At 72.4% G+C, this 21,825-nt stretch carries 19 protein-coding genes; 13 read left to right on the plus strand and 6 right to left on the minus strand.

All coding sequences use genetic code 11. From position 1 onward, the window contains the following. Window positions 1–64: 64 nt before the first annotated feature. Both OHU35_RS23085 and OHU35_RS23090 read left to right on the plus strand, forming a co-directional pair. Window positions 65–2,011, plus strand: a complete 1,947-nt coding sequence (locus tag OHU35_RS23085; RefSeq protein ID WP_405506655.1) for a serine/threonine-protein kinase — start codon at window positions 65–67, stop codon at window positions 2,009–2,011. A 128-nt stretch (window positions 2,012–2,139) separates the two neighbouring features. Beyond that, window positions 2,140–3,687, plus strand: coding sequence for a substrate-binding domain-containing protein (locus tag OHU35_RS23090; RefSeq protein WP_405506657.1), 1,548 nt, complete (start codon window positions 2,140–2,142; stop codon window positions 3,685–3,687). A 143-nt stretch (window positions 3,688–3,830) separates the two neighbouring features. Here the strand turns inward: OHU35_RS23090 and OHU35_RS23095 are convergent, their stop codons facing one another. Further along, window positions 3,831–4,586 (minus strand): SLATT domain-containing protein, encoded by a 756-nt coding sequence (locus OHU35_RS23095; protein WP_189725738.1) that lies wholly within the window; start codon window positions 4,584–4,586, stop codon window positions 3,831–3,833. A 268-nt stretch (window positions 4,587–4,854) separates the two neighbouring features. Here OHU35_RS23095 and OHU35_RS23100 point away from each other — a divergent pair, with 268 nt between their 5' ends. The 3 genes from OHU35_RS23100 to OHU35_RS23110 all read left to right on the plus strand — a co-directional run bounded on the left by OHU35_RS23100 (window position 4,855) and on the right by OHU35_RS23110 (window position 6,548). Continuing rightward, window positions 4,855–5,196 (plus strand): YbaB/EbfC family nucleoid-associated protein, encoded by a 342-nt coding sequence (locus OHU35_RS23100; protein WP_078899404.1) that lies wholly within the window; start codon window positions 4,855–4,857, stop codon window positions 5,194–5,196. A gap of 100 nt (window positions 5,197–5,296) precedes the next feature. Then, window positions 5,297–5,896: a recombination mediator RecR gene (gene recR, locus OHU35_RS23105; protein ID WP_003991835.1), complete on the plus strand. Its 600-nt coding sequence runs from the start codon at window positions 5,297–5,299 to the stop codon at window positions 5,894–5,896. Further along, window positions 5,889–6,548, plus strand: a complete 660-nt coding sequence (locus OHU35_RS23110; RefSeq protein ID WP_189725739.1) for a DUF5063 domain-containing protein — start codon at window positions 5,889–5,891, stop codon at window positions 6,546–6,548. Before recR ends, OHU35_RS23110 begins: the two co-directional genes overlap by 8 nt. 38 nt (window positions 6,549–6,586) lie before the next feature. Here the strand turns inward: OHU35_RS23110 and OHU35_RS23115 are convergent, their stop codons facing one another. Then, window positions 6,587–7,423: a PhzF family phenazine biosynthesis protein gene (locus tag OHU35_RS23115; RefSeq protein WP_189725740.1), complete on the minus strand. Its 837-nt coding sequence runs from the start codon at window positions 7,421–7,423 to the stop codon at window positions 6,587–6,589. Window positions 7,424–7,574: 151 nt separating this feature from the next. On the opposite strand from OHU35_RS23115, the gene OHU35_RS23120 reads away from it, so the two are divergent. After that, the gene (locus OHU35_RS23120) at window positions 7,575–8,111 is read left to right on the plus strand and encodes an SgcJ/EcaC family oxidoreductase (RefSeq protein ID WP_405506659.1); all 537 of its coding nucleotides are present in this window, start codon (window positions 7,575–7,577) and stop codon (window positions 8,109–8,111) included. 6 nt (window positions 8,112–8,117) lie between these two features. Here the strand turns inward: OHU35_RS23120 and OHU35_RS23125 are convergent, their stop codons facing one another. After that, window positions 8,118–9,461 (minus strand): sensor histidine kinase, encoded by a 1,344-nt coding sequence (locus OHU35_RS23125; protein WP_405506661.1) that lies wholly within the window; start codon window positions 9,459–9,461, stop codon window positions 8,118–8,120. Beyond that, entirely contained in the window at window positions 9,458–10,153 is a 696-nt protein-coding gene (locus OHU35_RS23130; RefSeq protein ID WP_405506662.1) for a response regulator transcription factor, read from the minus strand. The genes OHU35_RS23125 and OHU35_RS23130 overlap by 4 nt, the downstream gene beginning before the upstream one ends. Before the next feature lie 235 nt (window positions 10,154–10,388). Here OHU35_RS23130 and OHU35_RS23135 point away from each other — a divergent pair, with 235 nt between their 5' ends. From OHU35_RS23135 to OHU35_RS23150, 4 genes are all read left to right on the plus strand, one after another. Continuing rightward, window positions 10,389–11,681, plus strand: coding sequence for an aspartate kinase (locus tag OHU35_RS23135; RefSeq protein ID WP_184594473.1), 1,293 nt, complete (start codon window positions 10,389–10,391; stop codon window positions 11,679–11,681). Then, a complete protein-coding gene (locus tag OHU35_RS23140; RefSeq protein ID WP_189725744.1) occupies window positions 11,681–12,766 on the plus strand; it encodes an aspartate-semialdehyde dehydrogenase in 1,086 nt (361 codons plus the stop codon). The genes OHU35_RS23135 and OHU35_RS23140 overlap by 1 nt, the downstream gene beginning before the upstream one ends. A 495-nt stretch (window positions 12,767–13,261) precedes the next feature. After that, window positions 13,262–13,837 carry a SigE family RNA polymerase sigma factor gene (locus tag OHU35_RS23145; protein WP_189725927.1) on the plus strand — a complete coding sequence of 192 codons (576 nt, stop codon included), beginning with the start codon at window positions 13,262–13,264 and terminating at the stop codon, window positions 13,835–13,837. Window positions 13,838–13,935: 98 nt separating this feature from the next. Continuing rightward, on the plus strand, window positions 13,936–14,973 hold the full coding sequence (locus OHU35_RS23150; RefSeq protein WP_405506664.1) for a hypothetical protein: 1,038 nt from the start codon (window positions 13,936–13,938) through the stop codon (window positions 14,971–14,973). Between the two features lie 43 nt (window positions 14,974–15,016). Here OHU35_RS23150 and OHU35_RS23155 read toward each other — a convergent pair whose 3' ends face one another. After that, complete coding sequence (locus OHU35_RS23155; protein ID WP_405506666.1) at window positions 15,017–15,799, minus strand: SURF1 family protein; 783 nt, start codon at window positions 15,797–15,799, stop codon at window positions 15,017–15,019. A gap of 180 nt (window positions 15,800–15,979) precedes the next feature. Here OHU35_RS23155 and OHU35_RS23160 point away from each other — a divergent pair, with 180 nt between their 5' ends. Then, a complete protein-coding gene (locus OHU35_RS23160; RefSeq protein WP_189725747.1) occupies window positions 15,980–17,836 on the plus strand; it encodes a prolyl oligopeptidase family serine peptidase in 1,857 nt (618 codons plus the stop codon). 156 nt (window positions 17,837–17,992) lie between these two features. On the opposite strand, the gene OHU35_RS23165 is transcribed toward OHU35_RS23160, so the two are convergent. Next, the gene (locus OHU35_RS23165) at window positions 17,993–19,882 is read right to left on the minus strand and encodes an NAD-binding protein (protein ID WP_405506668.1); all 1,890 of its coding nucleotides are present in this window, start codon (window positions 19,880–19,882) and stop codon (window positions 17,993–17,995) included. Window positions 19,883–20,029: 147 nt separating this feature from the next. On the opposite strand from OHU35_RS23165, the gene OHU35_RS23170 reads away from it, so the two are divergent. Both OHU35_RS23170 and OHU35_RS23175 read left to right on the plus strand, forming a co-directional pair. Beyond that, window positions 20,030–21,115: a permease gene (locus OHU35_RS23170; protein WP_229873079.1), complete on the plus strand. Its 1,086-nt coding sequence runs from the start codon at window positions 20,030–20,032 to the stop codon at window positions 21,113–21,115. Further along, window positions 21,112–21,819: a TIGR03943 family putative permease subunit gene (locus OHU35_RS23175; protein WP_189725749.1), complete on the plus strand. Its 708-nt coding sequence runs from the start codon at window positions 21,112–21,114 to the stop codon at window positions 21,817–21,819. The genes OHU35_RS23170 and OHU35_RS23175 overlap by 4 nt, the downstream gene beginning before the upstream one ends. Window positions 21,820–21,825: the final 6 nt, after the last annotated feature.

Raw genomic sequence — 21,825 nt, forward strand, 5'->3', positions numbered from 1 at the left:
CCCCGCCTCGCCCCCGCACTATTCTCGATCTGTTGCTCACGTGTGGGGGGAAGGCGGCTGAGCGATGGAGAAACTGGGGCCCGGGGATCCCGTACGGATCGGTGCCTATCGGCTGCTGGCGCGGCTCGGCGCGGGCGGTATGGGGCAGGTGTATCTGGCCCGCTCCGAGCGGGGCCGTACGGTCGCCGTGAAACTCGTGCGCGAGGAGTTGGCCGCGCAGGAGGAGTTCCGGGAGCGGTTCCGGCAGGAGGTGCGGGCCGCGCGGCGGGTCGGCGGGTACTGGACGGCGCCGGTGCTGGACGCGGACACCGAGGCGGCGGTGCCGTGGGTCGCCACGGGGTACGTCGCCGGGCCGAGCCTCCAGCAGGTCGTCGGGCACGACCACGGTGCCCTGCCCGAGCGGACGGTCCGCATCCTCGCGGCCGGGCTCGCGCACGCGCTCACGGACATCCACGCCGCCGGCATCGTCCACCGCGACCTCAAGCCGTCCAACGTGCTGGTCACCATCGACGGCCCGCGCGTCATCGACTTCGGTATCGCACGGGCCCTGGAGACCGTGACGGACGGCGGGCTCACGCGCACCGGCGCGCTCGTCGGATCGCCCGGTTTCATGGCGCCCGAGCAGGTGCGGGGCGACCGCATCACCCCGGCCTGCGACGTCTTCTGCCTCGGCTCCGTCCTGGCCTACGCCGCGACCGGCGCCCTGCCCTTCGGCACCGCCAACAGCGGTGTGCACGCGCTGATGTTCCGCATCGCCCAGGAGGAACCGGACCTGGCGGGCGTCCCCGAGGGCATCGCCGACCTCGTACGCGACTGCCTGCGCAAGGACCCCGCCGCCCGCCCGAGTCTCGACCGCGTCCTGGAGCGCACGGGCGCGGACGACACCGTCTCCGACGGCCGCGCCCTCGACCCGTGGCTGCCGAGCGCGCTGGTGGCCCAACTCGGGCGGCACGCGGTGCGGTTGCTGGACGCGGAGGATCCGGAGGGGGACGGTGCCGCGGACGGGGCACCCGAAGGGGCGCGGGGAACTGCGCGACCGGCCCCCACCGGCCCGCAGCCGGAAAGCGGCCACGACGCCACCCCCGAACACGCCCCGGCCGCCGACGAATCGTCGCCGAACCCTGTGCCGCAGGCACCCGCCGCACCCCCCGGCCCGCCCCCGCCGCGCCAACCGGGCGAGGGGCCGCCGCTGAACCACCTGCCCACCATGGTCGCGGGCCAGGGCGTCACCGCACCCCCGCCGGCCGCGCCTCCGGCCCCGGCCCCGGGAAGCCATCCACAGGCACCCCCGCCTCCGTACCCGGCCTACGGATACCCCCAGCAACACCCCCAGCCCGGCGCCGCCCCCGCGTACCCCGCCTACGGCGGCGGCCTCGGCTCCACCCCGCCCTACGGCCCACCGCCGTACGGCACGCCCCCGCCCTACGGCCCCCCGCAGGAGCCGCCACGGAGCGGCCGTTCCACCGCGCTGCTCGTCGTGATCGCCCTGGTCGTCGCGCTGGCCGCGGGCGGCTCGGTGTACGCGTTGATGCAGGGCGATGAGGGCGACCGGGCCGATGACCGCCCCACCCCCACGCAGGACAGCGGCGCCCCCTCGGACTCCGGCCCCTCCCCGGAGACCTCGCGGCCGGACACCACCGCCTCCCCGGCGGACGGCGCGGTCCCGACGGCGTACCTCGGCACCTGGACCACCACCATCGACAACGCCGACGGACAGCACACCCGTTCACTGACCATCCGGCAGGGCGAGCCGGGCGACACGGTCCTGTCCCTCGTGGCGGACGGTCCCACGGCCGGAGGCGGCACCTACCACTGCGTGTTCGAGGGGGAGCTGACCGACGCCCCTGGATCCGACGGCCCGTTGAAGATCGGCCCGTCCACCGTGACCGTCGGGCAGCCGCGCACCGCCTGCACACCGGGAGAGGCCACCGAGGTCACCCTCCTGACGGACTTCACGCTCCAGCGCGTGAACACGAGCAGCGGGGAGCGGCTGACGTACTCGAAGGAGTGAGGCAACTCCCGGTTCAGACGAGGTCGTTGAACGTCCGGCGAATTCAAGCCGACGAAATCCGGATACCCGCTCGTACAGCCGTACGGTGACCGGACGATCGAGTCCGGGCGGCGGCGGGGGCACCCACGGTGGAGTGGTTGAGCGCGGAGAACCTCGTGGCCGTGGCGACGGCCCTCCTCGGCATCGTCGCCTCGGGCGTCATGGTCTGGTACGAGCGCCGGGTGCCACGCCGCAAGCGGGTGGGCTACCGCGTGCAGATGGACAACCCGATCGGCGACGACGTGCGCTCGGGCCGCGCCAACCGCCGACTCGGCCTGTTCGACGAGGCCCCCGGCATGGCCGACGCGACCCTGGTCCTGCTGCGCATAGAGAACGACGGCTCGCAGGGCATCGACCGCGACGACTACACCGGCCCCGAACTGCACGGCCTGACCGCGGTGTTCGCCGGCCGTACCGTCCGGGGCGTCTCGGTGACCCAGCCGTCGGACACCGACCACCTCATGGACCACTTCACCGCGGCCCGCGGCTTCGCCTACGACGGCAACACCCTGCGCATCCCCCGCGTCCCGCTCAACCGGGGCGACCACTTCAAGCTGCTCGTGCTGCTCGCCGGCGGCGATGTCGGCGACGAGATCCGGCTGGTCGGCGGCCTGCGCGACGGCGAGGTGCACCCCAACCGCAGTGCCACGCCGGACGACAAGCCGCCGCTGTTCAGCCGGGCGGCGCGGCTGATCACCATCGCGCTCACGGTGAGCGTGGTCACCCTGGCGGCGATCGTCGTCGTCCAGGACGACACCCCGCCCCCGATCGGCTGCGCGAGCGGCACCCTCACCCTCACCGGCTCGACCGCCTTCGCGCCCGTCCTGCGCGAGGTGGCCGCCAAGTACGAGCGGGACTGCGGCGGCGACCCGGCCATCGAGGTGGACACCCATGGCTCGACGGCCGGGATCCGGGAGCTCGCGGCGGCCGGCGACCGGGCGGCCCGGGACGGGCGGGGCTCCCCGCCGGTGGTGGCCCTGTCGGACGGCCCCAAGCCGGCCGGCCTGCCCGCACTGCGCGAGAACCGGGTGGCGGTGTCCGTCTTCGCGCTGGTGGTCAACGACGACGTGGGCCTGAGGAACCTGTCCACGGCGGACGTACGGCGCCTCTACCGGGGCGAGGTCCGCAACTGGAGGCAGCTCGGCGGCCCGGACCTGCCCGTGCACCTGGTCAGCCGGGACGCGGGCTCCGGGACGCGGCAGGTCTTCCAGCGCCGGGTACTGGGACGGGGCGAGATCGCCAACTCCTCCGTCGACTGCGTCCACAAGGACGACCCGACGGCGGCCGTCATCCGCTGCGAACTCGACTCCACGGAACAGGTGCTGACCACGGTCGCCGGCCTCCCGGGCGCCGTCGGCTACAGCGAACTCAACCTGGCCGCCCGCGCGAAGGGCCTGCACTCCCTGCGCCTGGACGGCGACCCCGCCTCCGTCGACGCCATCGAACACGGCACGAGCGCCTACCCGTACCGCGAGATCGAGTACGCCTACACCTACGGCCGGCCCCCGGCCGACTCCCTGGCGTCGAGCTTCCTGACGTACCTCTCCCGCGGCAACGGCCAGGACGTCATCCGCACGCACGGCCACGTGCCGTGCTGGACGCCGGAGGGCCTCACCCTGTGCGCGCAGGACGCTTAGCCGCGGGCATGCGCACCGCCCCAGCTGCGGGCATGCGTGCCGCTAGGGGCGGCACGTGTGGGCGCAGCGGCACCCCGCTCCGCCGGGCTGCGCACCCACCCGACTTCGGCCACCACCCCGAGCACCAATAAACCCCGAGCAGCTCACCGCGGCTCCGGCGGCCGCTGCCGAGGCATGTTCGGCCGCGCACCCCCCGTCGGCGGCACGGAGAACCGCCCGTTCACACCCCCCGCCTCAGCCCCCCGCCCCCCACCGGACATCACCACCGCCTGCATCCCCACCGGCGCACCCCCGGCCCGGAACTCGCCCATCCAGTCCCCGGTCTCCACCCGGACCAGCTCACTCACGTCCTCGGAGAACCTCCGCAGCACCCCGAGGCACCGCTCGGCGGCCTCACCGGCCGTCCCCTCCGCGGGCCCCAGCACCTCCCGCACGCACTCCGCCGCCCAGTCGAACTGCAGAGCCTGCAGCCGCCGCTGCACGGCCTGCGCGGTGGCCACGTCCCGCATCCAGCCCGACGTCACCCCGAAGTACCGGTCGGCGGCGACACACGCCACCCCCAGCAGCAGTGCCAGGCACCCCCAGGGCGCGACCCCGCCGGCGACCCCGGTCAGATCCAGCAGGGGCAGCGCGACGCCGGTGACCGCCCCCGCCGCGGCCCCGCAGCGCAGCACCCGCGCGCACCGCCGCTTCCACACCCGGTCCTCGAGATACCAGGCGGCCGTCCGGAGCGCCCCGCGCTCCACCCACCGGTACAGCTCGTCCAGCCGGACCGCCGGCTCGCCCCAGTCCCCGAGCGGAAAGGCCCGCCCGGTCAGATCGCCCGGCCGCAGCCGGGCCGCCCCCTCGCCCCGTCCGTCCTGAGGCGGCACCTCGGGCTGCATCTCCGGCTGACCCACCCGGCACTCCCTACTGACCACGAACGACCACGCGCGGTCCCAGCCGACTCACCCTGCGCGACGAACGACACACCTGACGCGCCGGACCCTTCCTACCCCCCAATGGGTGGCGAAGGCGCAGCTTTCGCCTCTTTTCCGCCCGGAAGTATTCCTTGATCCGGTATAGGGCGCGAGGGGGACTCACTCGAAAGAGTGCTGGGGCGACGGCAGGCCTGACCACGTAGGCTCGTGCCGAACGGGAAAACCCGTACCGAGCAAGGAGCTGATCGTGATCCCCGGTGGTGGCCAGCCCAATATGCAGCAGTTGCTCCAGCAGGCCCAGAAGATGCAACAGGACCTGGCGCAGGCGCAGGAGGAACTGGCGCAGACGGAGGTCGACGGGCAGGCGGGCGGTGGCCTGGTGACCGCGACCGTCACCGGCGCCGGCGAACTGCGCGCCCTGAAGATCGACCCGAAGGCGGTCGACCCCGACGACACCGAGACGCTGGCCGACCTGGTCGTGGCGGCGGTCCAGGCGGCCAACGAGAACGCGCAGGCGCTCCAGCAGCAGAAGCTGGGCCCGCTCGCGCAGGGTCTGGGCGGCGGCGGCATCCCGGGTCTGCCGTTCTGAGACGCCCGCCGCCTTCCTCGGACGGGCGGCGGACAACTACCGTACGTACGGGAAGGCCGTACGCGGCGAACGACCTCGATGGCCCAGGAAAGGCAGTCCGTTGTACGAAGGCGTGGTCCAGGACCTGATCGACGAACTGGGGCGGTTGCCCGGCGTCGGTCCCAAGAGCGCCCAGCGGATCGCCTTCCACATCCTGCAGGCCGAGCCGACGGACGTGCGGCGCCTCGCCCAGGCCCTCATGGAGGTCAAGGCGAAGGTCCGCTTCTGCGCGACCTGCGGCAACGTCGCGCAGGAGGAGCTGTGCAACATCTGCCGCGACACCCGGCGCGACCCCGCCGTGATCTGCGTGGTCGAGGAGCCGAAGGACGTCGTGGCGATCGAGCGGACGCGTGAGTTCCGGGGCCGGTACCACGTCCTGGGCGGCGCGATCAGCCCGATCGACGGGGTGGGCCCGGACGACCTGCGGATCCGGGAGCTGCTGGCCCGCCTGGCGGACGGCACGGTCACGGAGCTGATCCTGGCCACGGACCCGAATCTCGAAGGCGAGGCGACCGCCACGTACCTCGCCCGCATGATCAAGCCCATGGGCCTGAAGGTCACCCGCCTGGCCAGCGGCCTCCCGGTGGGTGGCGACCTGGAATACGCGGACGAGGTCACTCTCGGCCGCGCCTTCGAGGGGAGACGACTCCTAGATGTCTGACGCCACGCTGCACGCGACCGATCAGAACCCGGACGACTTCGCGGTCCAGATCGCGGACCAGGTCGAGAGCTTCCTGGTGGCCGTCACGGAGGTCGCGAAGGGCGACGAGCCGGAATCGGCCGTGCCCTTCCTCCTCCTGGAGGTCTCCCAGCTCCTCCTGGCCGGCGGCCGGCTCGGCGCGCACGAGGACATCGTGCCGGACGAGCGCTACGAGCCCGACTCGGGCCCCGAGCCGGACGAGGACGAGCTCCGCGAGAACCTGGCCCGGCTGCTGGACCCCATCGACGTCTACTCCGAGGTCTTCGACCCGTACGAGCCCCGGAAGGCGCCCGTACCGGCCCGGATCTCCGACGACCTGGCCGACGTCATGGCCGACCTGCGCCACGGCATGGCCCACTACCGCGCGGGCCGCACCACGGAGGCCCTGTGGTGGTGGCAGTTCTCCTACTTCTCCAACTGGGGCTCCACGGCCTCCGCGACCCTCCGGGCCCTCCAGTCGGTCCTCGCCCACGTCCGCCTCAACCAGCCCCTCGCCGAACTCGACGGCCTGGACACGGACCAGGGCATGGGCGACGACACCCTGGAATTCGAGGCGGGCAGGGTCATGGCGGAGGAGATCGGCGGACCGCTGGGGATGCGCCCGGCCACGTAGTCGCCCTCGCCTCCGTACCGCCCGCTTCGAGCCCTTCCTCAGAGCCGTACGGCCGGGCCGGTCACGGCGATCCCGGTGTCCGTCTCCGCCGGTACCGTCACCGTGATCGTGCTCGGCCGGCCCATGTCCACGCCCTGGTGGACCGTCAGGGTGGCCGGGGTCGGTACGAGGCCGAGTTCCCGCAGGTAGCCGCCGAACGCGGCCGCCGCCGCTCCCGTGGCCGGGTCCTCCACGACACCGCCCGGCGGGAACGGGTTGCGGGCGTGGAAGACGGTGGATGACTCCCGCCGGACCAGGTCGATCGTGGTCCAGCCGTTGCGGGCCATGAGCGTGCCGAGTGCCGCCATGTCGTACTCCAGGCGGGCCAGCCGGTCCCGGCTCGCGGCGGCGAGGACCGGGTGCCAGGCTCCGGCGAAGGCCGCCCGGGGAGGCAGCGCCGGGTCCAGGTCCGCCTCGGACCAGCCCAGGATCGCCAGCAGTTCGGCCAGGTCGCCCGCCTCGATCGGTGCCGTACGAGGGGCGACGCTGACCAGCGTCGCGACCAGGGTGCCGTCCGCCGACCGGTCGGTGGTGACGGTGACCTGGCCCGCCGCGGTGCGCAGCAGCAGACGCCCGGTGCCGTGCCGCTCCGCGTGGGCCACGGCCATGGCGATCGTCGCGTGGCCGCAGAACGGCACCTCGGCGAGCGGGCTGAAGTACCGCACGTCCAGGGCGCCGTCGCCGGACGCCACCACGAACGCCGTCTCGGAGTAACCGACTTCGGCCGCCGTCGCCAGCATCGCCGCGTCGTCGGCCCCGGTGGCGTCCAGCACCACACCTGCCGGGTTGCCGCCCTGGGGATCCGTACTGAACGCCACGTAGCGCAATATCTCCATGCGCAGACGGTAGCGCCCGTCCCCACGGTCACACCGCGTGTTTTGGGAGCTCCTTGTACGACTCCTGTACGCGGGCTGCACGGGCCCTAACCGGTGAGACGCGAGTCTGGAGTCACTTCACCAACTCCCCTCGATCGCACCGGAGATGACGATGACCCGCCGCCCCGCAGCCACCTCCATACGCAAGCGCGTCGCCGTCGCCACCGCCGTGGCCGTCGTCGCCGCCGGCACCTTCGCCGCCGGTGCCGGGGTCGCCGGAGCCGACTCCGGGAGCAAGGGCAGGAAGTCCGCCAGGACCATCACCGGGGCGCAGGTGCTCGGGCTGTTCGACAACTGGAACGCCGCGCTGCGGACCGGCGACCCGCGGAAGGTCGCCGACCTGTACGCGAAGGACGCGGTCCTGCTGCCGACCGTCTTCGACAACGTCCGCACGGACAGAGCCGAGATCGTCGACTACTTCGAGCACTTCCTGCGGAACAAGCCGTCGGGGAAGAAGATCGAGTCCGTGGTCAACGTGCTCGACCGGGACACCGTGATCGACACCGGGGTGTACGAGTTCACGCTCACCGACCCCGGGTCGGGCGAGAAGAGCAACGTCAAGGCCCGCTACACGTACGCCTACGAGAAGCAGCCGAACGGCACGTGGCTGATCGTGAACCACCACTCCTCGAAGATGCCGGAGGGGTGAGCCGCCTCAGCCGCCGCCCCGGTGGGAGGCCGCCCGGAGCGTGATCGTCACGCACAGGCCACTGCCATGGGGAGCGTCCGTCAGTGCCACGGTCCCGCCGTCGTCCGTCGCCAGTTGCCGGACGACCGCGAGACCGAGGCCGGAGCCGGACTTCCCGGTCAGGCCCTGGCCCCGCCAGAACCGGTCGAAGGCGCGGGACTTCTCGGCGTCCGACATGCCGGGCCCCTCGTCCAGGACCGACACCCCCACCACATCGCCCCGGGGGTCCACCCGCACGGTGATCGTCCCGCCGTCCGGTGACACCTCCAGGGCGTTGGAGAGCACGTTGTCCAGCATCTGGTCCAGATGACCGGGGCTGGCCAGCACAGACGGCCGGCCGTCGACACTCCCCCTGAGCGCGATGGTGACTCCGCGCTCGTCGGCGGCCGGTCTCCACACGGCGAGCCGCTCCCGCACGAGGTCCATCAGCGGGAGCGGCTCGGCCGCCGCCACCTTGGCCTCGGCCCGGGCCAGCACCAGCAGGCCGTTGACCAGGCGGCTCATGCGCACCACCTCGGCCGTCGCCTGCTCCACGTCCTCGCGTACGAAGTCGTCGTCCACGCCGTCCGCGATGTTGTCCAGGGACAGCCGCAACGCCGTGAGCGGGGTGCGCAGTTGGTGAGACGCGTCCGCGACGAAGATCCGCTGGGCCGCGATCAGCGTGTCCAGGCGCTCCGCGCCCTGGTTGAGGGTGCGGGCGAGGGTCTGGGTCTCCGGCGGCCCGGTCACCGGGGAGCGAGCCGTCAGGTCGCCGTCACTGAACTTGCTGGCCATGTCGTTGAGCTGGCGCAGCGGCCGGGTGATGCGGCGGGCGGCGAACGCGCCGATCGCGGCGGCCGCCGCGAGCACGATCACCGCCAGCCCGGCCCGGAAGCCCCAGATCTGCCAGAGCCGCCTGGTCATGTCCGAGGTCGAGTAGACGATCCGCACGGCCGCGTCCCCCCGCGCGGGGACGGTGACCTTCAGGTGCTCGCCCCAGACGAAGTCGGAACCCCAGTCCGTCGTCACCTCGTTCTTCTCCGTGGCCCGGGTCAGCGCCTCGTCCGCGGCGGGCTCCGGCAGCCTCGGGTCACAGGAGGCGGTGGGGGTCGCCTGTACGTCGCCGTACGCCCTGGCCACCTGGGTCAGGGCCTCGCACGAGGCGCCGGTGCCGTTGCTCAGCAGCAGTGCCATCGTGTTCGCCTCGCGCAGGACGGACTGCCTGGTGTCGTCCCGCAGCTGCTTGGTGAGGGTGAACGCGACAGGCACCGTGAACAGGAGGATGGCCACGGCGACCAGGAGGATGTAGCTCCGGATGAGCTGCCGGTTCATGAAGCCCCGTCGTCCTTGGCGATCTCCAGCCGGAAGCCCACCCCGCGCACCGCCTCGATCGCGATCGCCCCCGCGAGCTTCCGCCGCAGCGCCGCCACGTGCACGTCCAGCGTCTTGGTCGGCCCGAACCAGTTCGCGTCCCAGACCGCTTCCATGATCTGCTCGCGCGACATCAGCGCGCCGGGCTCCTCGGTGAGGAAGGCCAGCAGGTCGTACTCCTTCGGCGCGAGGGCCACCTCCGCGCCGTCGAGGCGCACCCGGGCCGCCTTGCGGTCGATCGTCAGGCGCGTGCCGTAGCGGTCGGGGCCGGTCGCGGGGGCGCCTGCCGCGGGCGTACGGGCCTGGGTGCGGCGCATGACCGCCCTTATCCGGGCGATGACCTCCCGGACGCCGAACGGCTTGGAGACGTAGTCGTCCGCGCCGAGCTCCAGCCCCACCACCCGGTCCGTCTCGTCGCTGCGGGCGCTGATCACGATGATCGGGACGTCGCCGCGCCCGCGCAGCGCCTTGCAGACGTCCAGGCCGTCGGTGTCGGGCAGACCGAGATCCAGCAGGACGACGTCGTAGGGGCCCTCGTGCCGCAGCGCCGCCGCGCCCGTGGTCACCCACTCGACCTCGAAGCCGTAGCGCTGCAGGCCACGGCGCAGGGATTCGGCGACCGGTTCATCGTCTTCCACCAGGAGTACGCGCACAGCCGAACCCTAGTGCTTGAAAGTTGGCTTACCGGGGTCGGCCGAGCTGCGATTGTGACGCCGGGCACTTTCTCGCGTGGCCTGTGTCCAGGTGGGCATGAGCAGCTCTGAGCGAGTACCCCGGAAATCTCACCATGCGATATCGCGGAGGGGATTTTCGGACGCTCGTTAGACTGAGCCGACCGCGGTACGAATGCGTATGAGCGGATAGAGACGGATTGAGCGAGGAGCGCACGTGGGCCTTGTCGTGCAGAAGTACGGAGGCTCCTCCGTAGCCGATGCCGAGGGCATCAAGCGCGTCGCCAAGCGAATCGTGGAAGCGAAGCAGAACGGCAACCAGGTGGTTGCCGTGGTTTCCGCGATGGGCGACACGACGGACGAGCTGATCGATCTCGCCGAGCAGGTATCCCCGATGCCTGCCGGGCGCGAGCTCGACATGCTGCTGACCGCCGGAGAGCGGATCTCCATGGCGTTGCTGGCCATGGCGATCAAAAAGCTGGGCCACGAGGCCCAGTCGTTCACCGGCAGCCAGGCAGGTGTCATCACCGACAGGGTCCACAACAAAGCGCGCATCATCGATGTCACGCCGGGCCGGATCAAGACCTCGGTGGACGAGGGCAACATCGCGATCGTGGCCGGTTTCCAGGGCGTCAGCCAGGACACCAAGGACATCACCACCCTCGGCCGCGGCGGCTCCGACACCACCGCGGTGGCTCTCGCCGCCGCCCTCGACGCCGACGTGTGCGAGATCTACACGGACGTCGACGGCGTGTTCACCGCCGACCCGCGCGTGGTGACGAAGGCCCGGAAGATCGACTGGATCTCCTTCGAGGACATGCTCGAACTGGCGGCGTCCGGGTCGAAGGTGCTGCTCCACCGCTGCGTGGAGTACGCCCGCCGGTACAACATCCCGATCCACGTCCGGTCCAGCTTCAGCGGACTCCAGGGCACCTGGGTCAGCAGCGAGCCGATCGTCCAGAAGACGCAGCAGCAAGGGGAAAAGCAGGTGGAGCAGGCTCTCATCTCCGGTGTCGCGCACGACACCTCCGAGGCCAAGGTCACGGTCGTCGGTGTGCCGGACAAGCCGGGCGAGGCGGCTTCGATCTTCCGCACGATCGCCGACGCCGAGATCAACATCGACATGGTCGTGCAGAACGTGTCCGCGGCCTCCACGGGCCTGACGGACATCTCCTTCACGCTGCCGAAGACCGACGGCCGCAAGGCCATCGACGCGCTGGAGAAGAACAAGGCCGGCATCGGCTTCGACTCCCTGCGCTACGACGACCAGATCGGCAAGATCTCCCTCGTCGGCGCCGGCATGAAGACCAACCCGGGTGTCACGGCCGACTTCTTCAAGGCGCTGGCCGACGCGGGCGTGAACATCGAGCTGATCTCGACCTCCGAGATCCGCATCTCGGTCGTCACGCGCGCCGACGACGTGCCCGAGGCCGTCCGTGCCGTGCACTCCGCGTTCGGGCTCGACTCCGACAGCGACGAGGCAGTCGTCTACGGAGGCACCGGCCGCTGATGGCCCACCTCCGACAGGACGCCCGGACCGGCAGGTCCGGGCGTCCGACGCTTGCCGTGGTGGGCGCGACCGGAGCCGTCGGCACGGTCATGCGCCAGATCCTGTCCCAGCGGGCCGACGTCTGGGGCGAGATCCGGCTGATCGCCTCCCCCCGCTCGGCCGGCCGCAAGCTGGCCGTGCGCGGTGAGGAGACCGAGGTCATGGCGCTCACCGAGGAGGCCTTCGACGGGGTCGACGTCGCCATGTTCGACGTCCCCGACGAGGTCGCCGAGCGGTGGGCGCCCCTGGCGGTCGCCAAGGGCGCGGTGGTGGTCGACAACTCCGGCACGTTCCGGATGGACCCGGACGTGCCGCTCGTCGTGCCCGAGGTCAACCCGCACGCCGTGCGGATGCGGCCGCGCGGGATCATCGCCAACCCCAGCTGCACGACGCTCTCCATGATCGTGGCCCTGGGCGCGCTGCACGCCGAGTTCGGGCTGCGCGAGCTCGTCGCCTCCTCGTACCAGGCGGTCAGCGGCGCCGGGCGCACGGGCGTGACCACCCTGCGCCAGCAGCTGTCCCTGGTCGCCGGCACGGAGCTGGGCACCAGCCCCGGTGACGTACGGCGGGCCGTGGGGGACAACACCGGGCCCTTCCCGGAGCCGGTCGCGCTGAACGTCGTGCCCTGGGCCGGTTCGGCGCGCGAGGACGGCTGGTCCTCCGAGGAGCTGAAGGTCCGGGACGAGTCCCGCAAGATCCTCGGCCTGCCCGACCTGCCCGTGGCCGTCACCTGTGTCCGGGTGCCGGTGATCACCACGCACTCGCTGACCGTGCACGCCCGCTTCGAGGGCGAGGTCACCGTCGACAAGGCCCGCGAGATCCTCGCCACGGCGCCCGGTGTCGTGCTGTTCGACAACCCGGCCGCCGGGGAGTTCCCGACCCCCGCCGACGTCGTCGGCACCGACCCGACCTGGGTCGGACGGGTGCGGCGGGCGCTGGACGACCCCACGGCGCTCGAGCTCTTCGTGTGCGGGGACAACCTGCGCAAGGGCTCCGCGCTGAACACCGCGCAGATCGCCGAGGTGGTGGCCGCCGAGCTGGCCTGACTCTCGCGGCAGCGAAAACCTCCGACCGTCGAGGTGGGCGGTTTGTAGGATCTGTGTGCGACATGTGAGCTGATCGATGGTCCGGACCACTTGTCCGCGGCGCTTCGGCATCAGAGGATTTATCTCCCCGTCCTCCGCAACCGTGCGGAGGGCGGGGAGCGTCTTTGCGGTCGCCCTTCGGCCGTGCAAGCGCTTCATCAGGCGTGGGGACGCCTGGAACCGGGCGTGGGGACGTCCGTTCATAATTGGACATAGGGGAAGAGCGGGACGCATGAGGGCATTTGACGCACCATCTGTTGTGCAGCCTGACGCGGGTAGACCGTCGACGGCGACGGTCGGCGTGAAAGTGACGCCCGGCACGTACAACCCTCACAGGGGTCAGCGTGTCCAACAGGCGTGGCAGAGGTACTCGACTTCAGCGCGGCACGCGGCGCGGTCCTTCGACCGCCCCGTCCGGCGGCTTTCCGACCCAGCATGGCCGGTACGCCCGGTGGCATGCCGGTGATCGCGCCCGTGCCCGCAGCGCGGCCGGCCCGCATACCGAACCAGCGCGACGGTGCCGAGGACGAAGCGGCGGCCGGCACCACCGTCGACCACCTCACCGAGACCTACCGCGCGCACTACCGCTCGCTGCTGGGTCTCGCCGCCCTCCTCCTCGACGACACCGCCTCCTGCGAGGACGTCGTCCAGGAGGCCTTCATCCGGGTCCACTCGGCCCGCAAGCGGGTCCGCGAACCCGAGAAGACCCTGGCCTACCTGCGGCAGACGGTCGTCAACCTCTCGCGTTCCGCGCTGCGCCGCCGCATACTCGGCCTGAAGCTGCTGTCGAAGCCCATGCCCGACATGGCCAGTGCCGAGGAAGGCGCCTACGACCAGCTGGAGCGCGACTCCCTCATCAAGGCGATGAAGGGGCTGCAGCGCCGCCAGCGCGAGGTGCTGGTGCTGCGCTACTTCGCGGACATGACCGAGGCGCAGGTCGCCGAGACCCTCGGCATATCCCTGGGCTCGGTCAAGGCGTACGGCTCGCGCGGCATCGCGGCGCTCCGGCTGGCCATGGAGGCACCGGTATGAGCGCCTCGGAGGGCGCGGGGCGTGACGGGCGTGACCGGCACGAGCCGGCCAGGCCGCACGGGCAAGATCCGAAGCAATCGCACGCTGGGAACGCAACTGTGAACCACGGCCCCGACGACCAGAGCCCCGAGGGGTTCGACTCGGACGAGCTGGACCTGCGCACGATGCTGCACCAAGTGGTGCAGGAGGTGGAACCGCGCGACGGCACGCTGGACTATCTCCGCAAGGCGGTGCCCCAGCGGCGGGCCCGCAAGCGGCAGGCCGTCGTCGGCGTGGCCGCCGCCTGCCTCTTCATCGGCACGGCCGTCCCCGCGCTCGTGCACGTCTCCAACTCCACCGGCTCCGACGCCAACCCGTCCGCCATCGGCCATGCCTCCGAGGCACAGGGCGGCGCGAGCCAGGGCAAGGGACCGGACGGCGGCGAGAGCACCGTGAGCGGCACCTCCGGCAAGACCGAGGGCAAGGGCAAGGGCGAGAAGAAGGAGGAGGACAAGGGCAAGGGCACCGGCGCCGCCACCGGCGCGACCCAGGGCGCCGACCCCTCCTCCAGCACCGCCGCCGGCATCGCGGCGTGCACCGCTGCCCAGCTCGGCCCCGCCTCCGGAAGCAGCGCCGCCCCGGACTCCACGGGCGCGGTCTACGGCTCCTTCCGTGTCACCAACGTCTCCGCGGCGAGCTGCACGGTCACCGGCCCCGGCTCGGTGAGCGCGCTGCCGCAGGGCACGGCCGACATCAGCAAGGTCAGCACGGCCCGGCACGCTGCCGGGGACGCGGCGGCGGGCCTGCCCGATCCGTCCCTGGAAGCGGCCCAGCTGGTGCTCGCGCCCGGAGCCGCCTACGACGTGAAGTTCGCCTGGGTCCCCACGGAGACCTGCCCCACCCCCGGCGGCAGCGTCGGCGGCCCCGGCGACCCCAGCCCCGACCCCACCCCGTCGGGCGACGCGACGGACACGGGCGGCACCTCCACCGGCGGCGAGACGGGCACGGCCCCGCAGCTGGCCACGGAGGACGGCACGACCGACGGCAGCGTGGCGGTGACGTACACGCCGGGTACCGGCTCGGGCGCGAGCTCGGTCACGGTGTCCAACGCGTGCGCGGGGACCGTGTACTGGACGGGCGTGCTCGCGGGCGCCTAGGACACCGGCCGGCCTTGCCGGGCAGGAGGGGGAGCGGCCGCCGTCAGGCGACCACGCGCTCCTCTTCCTCCTGGACCAGGCCCAGCTCCGCGTCCCGGGCGAACTCCACCTCGCGCCGCAGCAACCGGAACCACATGAAGATCACGAACCCGACGAAGGCGAACCACTCGGCGGTGTAGCCGAGGTTCTGGAACGCCTTCAGGTCCAGCCCCGAGTCCGGCGGGGCGCTCGCGGGCACCGCCTTCATGCCCGAGTCGCCCTTGGCGAGCGTGACCCACGCGTCGTACACGTCGTACGGCACCAGGTTCACCAGGGACGCCGCGCTGATCGCCGCGGTCTGCCCGGACGGCAGGCCGCCCTGCGCGCTGACGCCGTTGTCGCCCGGGCTCTCGGACGCCTGGAGCGCCCCCGTGACGGTGACGTCACCGGTGGGCGGGGCGGGGGCCTCGGCCGCATCGGGTGAGCCGGGCAGCCAGCCGCGGACGACCGGCAGCGCCTCGCCCGAGTCGGTGCGCAGCAGCGTCAGGACGTAGTAGCCCTGCTTGTCGTCGAGCTCACGGCCCGGCACCAGCAACTGCTTGCCGTAGCGGCCGGTCGCGGTGACCTGCTTGCCGGAGGTCGCCTTGGTCACCGGCAGCATCTCGGCGAGCGGCCGGGGCGCCTCGTGCCGGGCCTCGGAGACCTGCTCGGTCGCGGTGCGGTGGTCCTGCACGCGGTCCTCGAACCGGCCCAGCTGCCAGGACCCCATGAAGATGCAGAAGGGGATGGACAACAGCACGAAGACGTTGATCCCCCACCATCGGGGCGTCAGCAGAAACCGGTACACACCCCAAAGGTACGGGGCTGCCCGAAGGGTCCGGACTGCGGGGTGGGCGCCGCTCGGTACCGCTCGGCCGGGTGCTCCCGAGGCATTCCCTGACCTGCTGGGAAGGGGGACCGGTGGAGGTTATCCACAGGCTGGGGGCCTCGGCAGCGCGATGTCGGTCGAGGCGGGCAGTATGGGGTCATGACTGAGAGCAACGCGTCCGATGCGCGGGACCAGCGGGACCGGCACGAGCAAGTGGTACAGGCGGGACAGCAGGAGCGGATGCCGGACTGGGAGAAGCGCTTCCGGGCGCCCCGGGTGTCCCTGCCCGACTGGGCGGAGGACGCGCCGGACCGCTCCCTGTTCGTGTCGAACGCGACAGGGACGTACGAGCTGTACGCGTGGGACCGCTCGACGGGCGACCAGCGCCAGGTGACGGACCGGCCGAACGGCACGACGGACGGCGTGCTGTCGCCGGACGGCGCGTGGATCTGGTGGTTCGACGACAAGGACGGCGACGAGTTCGGCGTGTGGCGCCGCCAGCCGTTCACGGGCGGCGAGGACGAACCGGCCGCCGCGGGGCTTGAGGCCTCCTACCCGGCGGGCCTCGCCCTCGGCCGCGACGGGCGCACGGCGGTCGTGGGCCGCTCGACGGACGAGGACGGTACGACGATCCACCTCGTCCGCACCGGCGAGGAGCCGGTGGAGATCTACCGGCACCGCGAGTCCGCCGGCGTCGGCGATCTCGCCCACGACGGCTCGCTCATCGCCGTCGAGCACACCGAGCACGGCGACGCGATGCACTCGGCCCTGCGCGTCCTGCGCCCCGACGGCACCCCGGTCGCCGACCTCGACGACACCGAGGGCGGTACGCGCGAGCTCGGCCTCGAGGTCCTCGGCTTCGCCCCCGTCGACGGCGACACCCGCCTCCTCATCGGCCACCAGCGACGCGGCCGCTGGGAGCCCCTCGTGTGGGACGTGGCCTCGGGCGAGGAGACGGACCTGGCGCTGGAGCTTCCCGGTGACGTCAGCGCCGAGTGGTACCCAGACGGCACCGGCCTGCTCATCGTGCACGGCTTCGAGGCCCGCAGCGAGCTGTTCCGCTACGACCTGGCGAGCCGCGCCCTGACGGAGATCCCGACCCCGCCCGGCACGGTCTCCGGCGCCACGGCCCGGCCCGACGGCAGCGTGGAGTACCTGTGGTCCTCGGCCGCCGAGCCGTCGGCGCTCCGCTCCACCGCGGGCGGTGTCGTGCTCGACCCGCCCGGCATGAAGTCCCCCGGCTCGGTGCCGGTGGAGGACGTGTGGGTGGAGGGCCCTGGCGGCCGCATCCACGCACTGGTCCAGAAGCCCGAGGGCACCACCGGCCCGCTCCCCACGGTCTTCGACATCCACGGCGGCCCGACCTGGCACGACAACGACTCCTTCGCGGCGGGCCCGGCGGCCTGGGTCGACCACGGCTACGCGGTGGTCCGGGTCAACTACCGCGGCTCGACGGGGTACGGCCGTGCCTGGACCGACGCCCTGAAGCACCGCGTGGGCCTCATCGAATTGGAGGACATCGCCGCGGTCCGGGAATGGGCCGTCACCTCCGGCCTCGCCGACCCCGACCGCATCGTCCTCACCGGCGGCTCCTGGGGCGGCTACCTCACCCTCCTCGGCCTCGGCGTCCAGCCCGACGCGTGGACGCTGGGCATCGCGGCGGTTCCCGTCGCCGACTACGTCACGGCGTACCACGACGAGATGGAAGCGCTGAAGGCGATGGACCGCACGCTGCTCGGCGGCACCCCGGAGGAGGTCCCCGACCGCTTCGAGGCCTCGTCCCCCATCACCTACGTCGACCAGGTCAAGGCCCCGGTCTACATCTCGGCCGGCGTCAACGACCCCCGCTGCCCGATCCGCCAGATCGAGAACTACGTCAAACGCCTGGAGAAGCGGAGCGCGGTCCACGAGGTGTACCGCTACGACGCCGGGCACGGGTCGCTGGTGGTGGACGAGCGGATCAAGCAGGTGCGGCTGGAGCTGGAGTTCGCGGAGAGGCACCTGAAGGGGGCTTAGCCCGCGGGCAGTCGTGCCGCCTGTAGTCCGCGGGCATGCGTGCCGCCAGGGGCGGCACGGGTGGGCGCGGGCGGCACCCCGCTGCGCCGGGTTGCGCGACGCCCCGGCCTCAGCGCACCGCCGAGCACCTCGTGACGCCCGCGCAGCGAACCGGCGTCACGCCCCCGCCCGCTCCCGCCTCCTCCGCCCCAGCAACTCCGCCAACCCCCGCCGAGTCGCCGCCAGCACCACCCGATCACCGGCTCCCAGCACATACGTAGGAGGCAGATCCCACACCAGCCCCGACGCCGGCACCCGCTCCTCACCCGCGGGCTCGTCGTCCCCTCGCCGCCCAGGAGGTGAAGTATTGAGCGCCAGCACCCGCCAGGCCCCGGCCCGGAACGCCTCCGCCACCGTCCTGCCCTCCAGCTGCGGATGCCCGGCCACCTCCACCTCCGCGAACAGCAGCACCCGCCGCTCCACCGGAATCGCCCCCAGGATCTGCCGCCCCATCATCGCCCCGGCGAACGCGGGCGCGGCCAGATGGGACACACTCCGGCTCCGAGTGAGGGCGAAGGGATGCGCGGCCCGCAGCGTCCGGTACACGGCGGTCGCGAAGTCGTCGTCGTACAGCCGCAGCACGACCCGCAGATCGGGCCGCACGGACCGCGCGTACAGCGAGGCCTCCAGATTCGTCGTGTCCGCACTGGTCAGCGCCAGCAGGGCGTGCGCCCGGTGGATCTTGGCGGCCTCCAGCACCCCTTCCTGCGTGACATCCCCGAGCACCACCGGCACCCGCAGCCGCCGCGCCGTGGCCATCCCCCTGGCCTCCGGGTCGGACTCGACGCACACCACGGGAATGTGCAGCTCACGCAGCCGCGTCAGCACCCGCGTCCCGATCTTGCCGAGCCCGAGCAGCACCACGTGCCCGCCGAGGCCCCGCGGCGGCTTGCGCAGGGTGGACGCGCTGCGGAACGTGCCCAGGGCCTCCAGCACGGCGGCCAGCAGCACCGGCAGCAGCAGCAACCCGACCAGCCCGGACAGCAGTTGCAGGATCTGCTGGCCGGTCGACTCGTGGTACGCGGGATCGTTGATGCCGAAGAGGTCGAGGAGCGTGACGTACGTGGCGTACAGGGGATGCTCCCCGGTCACGACCATCAACGCGACGGCGAGCGCGACCACGCACCCGACCAGCCCCGCCAGCGACCACCGCAGCCGGCGCGAGAACAGCGAGGCGAACGGCGGCACACCGCCCCGTCCGGAGGACAGGGACGGCCCGGAGTACGACACCTGCTCCAGGACGACGGTCCCGCGCCCGGTCGCGGACGCCACCGCCATCTCGTCCGGCAGCAGTTGAGGCCCGTGCTCCCCGCTGCCCTCGGAACCGTCCGCACCGGCCGGGTCGTTGCTCGTCGCGGACAGCAGCGCCAGGGTGCACAGCCCCGGGTCGGCCACCTCGCCCGGCCGCGGCGGCTGCCGCTCCACGGCCCGCAGGACGAGCCCCTCCGTCTGGACGACCTTGCTGGTGCCGACGAGGGCGGTGGCGGCCAGCGCGGGCGCGGCCGTGTCGGCGTCGGACAGCACGGTCGTCGAGGTGTCCATGCCCGCGCCCGGTCCCGCCCCGGAGGCCACGGCCGCCGTCTGGTCGAGCAGTTCCTCGATGTGCTGCCCCAACCGCCGGTTGTAGAGCCGCAGTACGAGCCTCACGCTGGGGTTGATCCGGCGGGCGGTGAGCGCGGCGCGGATGTTGGTCTCGTCGTCGTCGTACACGAGCGCCAGCGCCGCCGCCCGGTCGGCGCCCACCTCGGTGAGCACGGCCTCGGTGATCTCGGCGGCCTCCACGACCTGTTCGTTCGCGGCCGGTTCGGCGCCGCCCGTGCCCGTCCGGTTGACGGCCGCGCTGACCCGGTCGAACAGGGCCGCCGAGGCGGCCCGGGCCCGTCCGACCACCGGCTGCCGCACCCGGCGCACCGACGGCGGCACGACGAGCGTGACCTGTTCGCCGTAGACACCGCGGAGTTCGGCGGCCAGCCGATGGGCGAGCCCGTCGTCACCGCATACGACCATGTGCGTGGCCGGTTCGCCTGGCTGACCTTGATTCGGAACGCTCCCCACAAGGGAGAAGACTGCCTCACCGGGACGGCTGGTTCCAGAAGGGAACCGAGGTGCGTGAACGCCCGGACCCGCCCGTCCGTACCGAAGGGGAGGCAATGCATGCCCATGCGCACCACCGGAGGTACCGGGCCCGTGGCCACCACGAAGACCGTCCCGAGGGAGAGCGGCGAGCACGGGGACATCGCGACGGACCGGGGCCGCGAAGGCCAGGCAGGCCCGGAAGGCCGGGACGAGGGCAGACACCTCGATTCCGCCCTACTGCTGACCCTTCTGCTGGTCACGGCGGTGATGTTCCAGGGCCCGATCCGCGGGGCCCTGGCCGCACCCGTGATGCAGAGCTGGATGACCGTGTTCGTGGCGGTCATGGTCCAGGCGCTGCCGTTCCTGGTGCTGGGCGTGCTGCTGTCGGCGGCGATCGCGGTGTTCGTGCCGCCGTCGTTCTTCGCCCGGGCCCTGCCGAAGCGCCCGGTCCTGGCGGTCCCGGTCGCGAGCGCGGCGGGCGTGGTGCTGCCGGGCTGCGAGTGCGCCTCGGTGCCGGTCGCCGGAGCACTGGTGCGCAGAGGCGTCACCCCCGCGGCGGCGCTGGCGTTCCTCCTCTCCGCGCCCGCCATCAACCCGATCGTGCTGACGGCGACGGCCGTGGCCTTCCCCGGCAACCCGGAGATGGTCCTGGCCCGTCTCGTCGCGAGCCTGCTGGTGGCCTGCGCGATGGGCTGGCTCTGGCACCGCCTCGGCCGCACGGACTGGCTGCGTCCCCCGGCCAGGGCGTCGTACGAGGGGCAGGGCAAGGGGGCGGCCTTCTGGGGCTCGGTGCGCCACGACGTGACGCACGCGGGTGGCTTCCTGGTGGTCGGCGCGATGGCCGCGGCCACGCTGAAGGCGGTGGTACCGGCGGACTGGCTGCGCGCGGCGGCCGGTCATCCGGTCCTCTCGGTGCTGGCCCTCGCGGTCCTGGCCGTCCTCCTCTCCATCTGCTCGGAGGCGGACGCGTTCGTGGCGGCGTCCCTCACCCAGTTCTCGCTGACGGCCCGTCTGACGTTCCTGGTGGTGGGGCCCATGATCGACCTGAAGCTCTTCGCGATGCAGGCGGGCACCTTCGGCCGCGCCTTCGCCCTGCGCTTCGCCCCCGCGACCTTCGCCCTGGCCGTCGTCGTGTCGGCCCTGACCGGAACGGTCCTGCTGTGAACCGCCTCGCCCAGAGCGCCCTCCTCTTCCTCCTGGGCGCCACGCTCCTGCACGCCGGCGTGACCGACCTCTATCTCCGCTACGTCAAGGCGGGCCTGCGCCCGCTGGTCCTGCTGGCGGGCGTGGTACTGATCGCGACGGCGGCGGCGACGCTCTGGTACGAACGCCGCGGCACCGGGCACGAGCACGATCACCACCACGAACCCCGTATCACCTGGCTCCTCACGCTCCCCGTCCTCGCCCTGATCCTGGTCGCCCCGCCGGCCCTGGGCTCCTACAGCGCGGCCCACACCGGCACGGCCCTCCAGAAGCCCTTCGGCTTCCCGGACCTCCCCGCCGACGGCCCCCTGCGCCTCGGCGTGGCCGACTACGCGGGCCGTGCGGTCTACGGCGACGGCCGCTCCCTGCGCGACCGTGAGCTGAGGATCACCGGCTTCGTCACCCTGGACCGGGCGGGGTCCCCGTACCTGGTCCGCATGGGCCTCAACTGCTGCGCGGCGGACGCCCAGCCGGTCAAGATCGCCCTGACCGGCAACATCCCCCCGGTCCTGAGCCCGGACACCTGGCTGGAGATCACGGGCCGCTACACCCCGCGCCGGACCAAGGACCCGGTCAACGACGGGCCGATCCCGTACCTCGAGGTCACCCGCGCCAAGCCGGTCCCCACCCCGCACGACCCCTACGACGAAACGTGGAACACCTGAAGTGGC

Source organism: Streptomyces purpurascens (assembly GCF_045040895.1).
In the GTDB taxonomy this organism is placed as follows: Bacteria; Actinomycetota; Actinomycetes; order Streptomycetales; family Streptomycetaceae; genus Streptomyces; species Streptomyces purpurascens.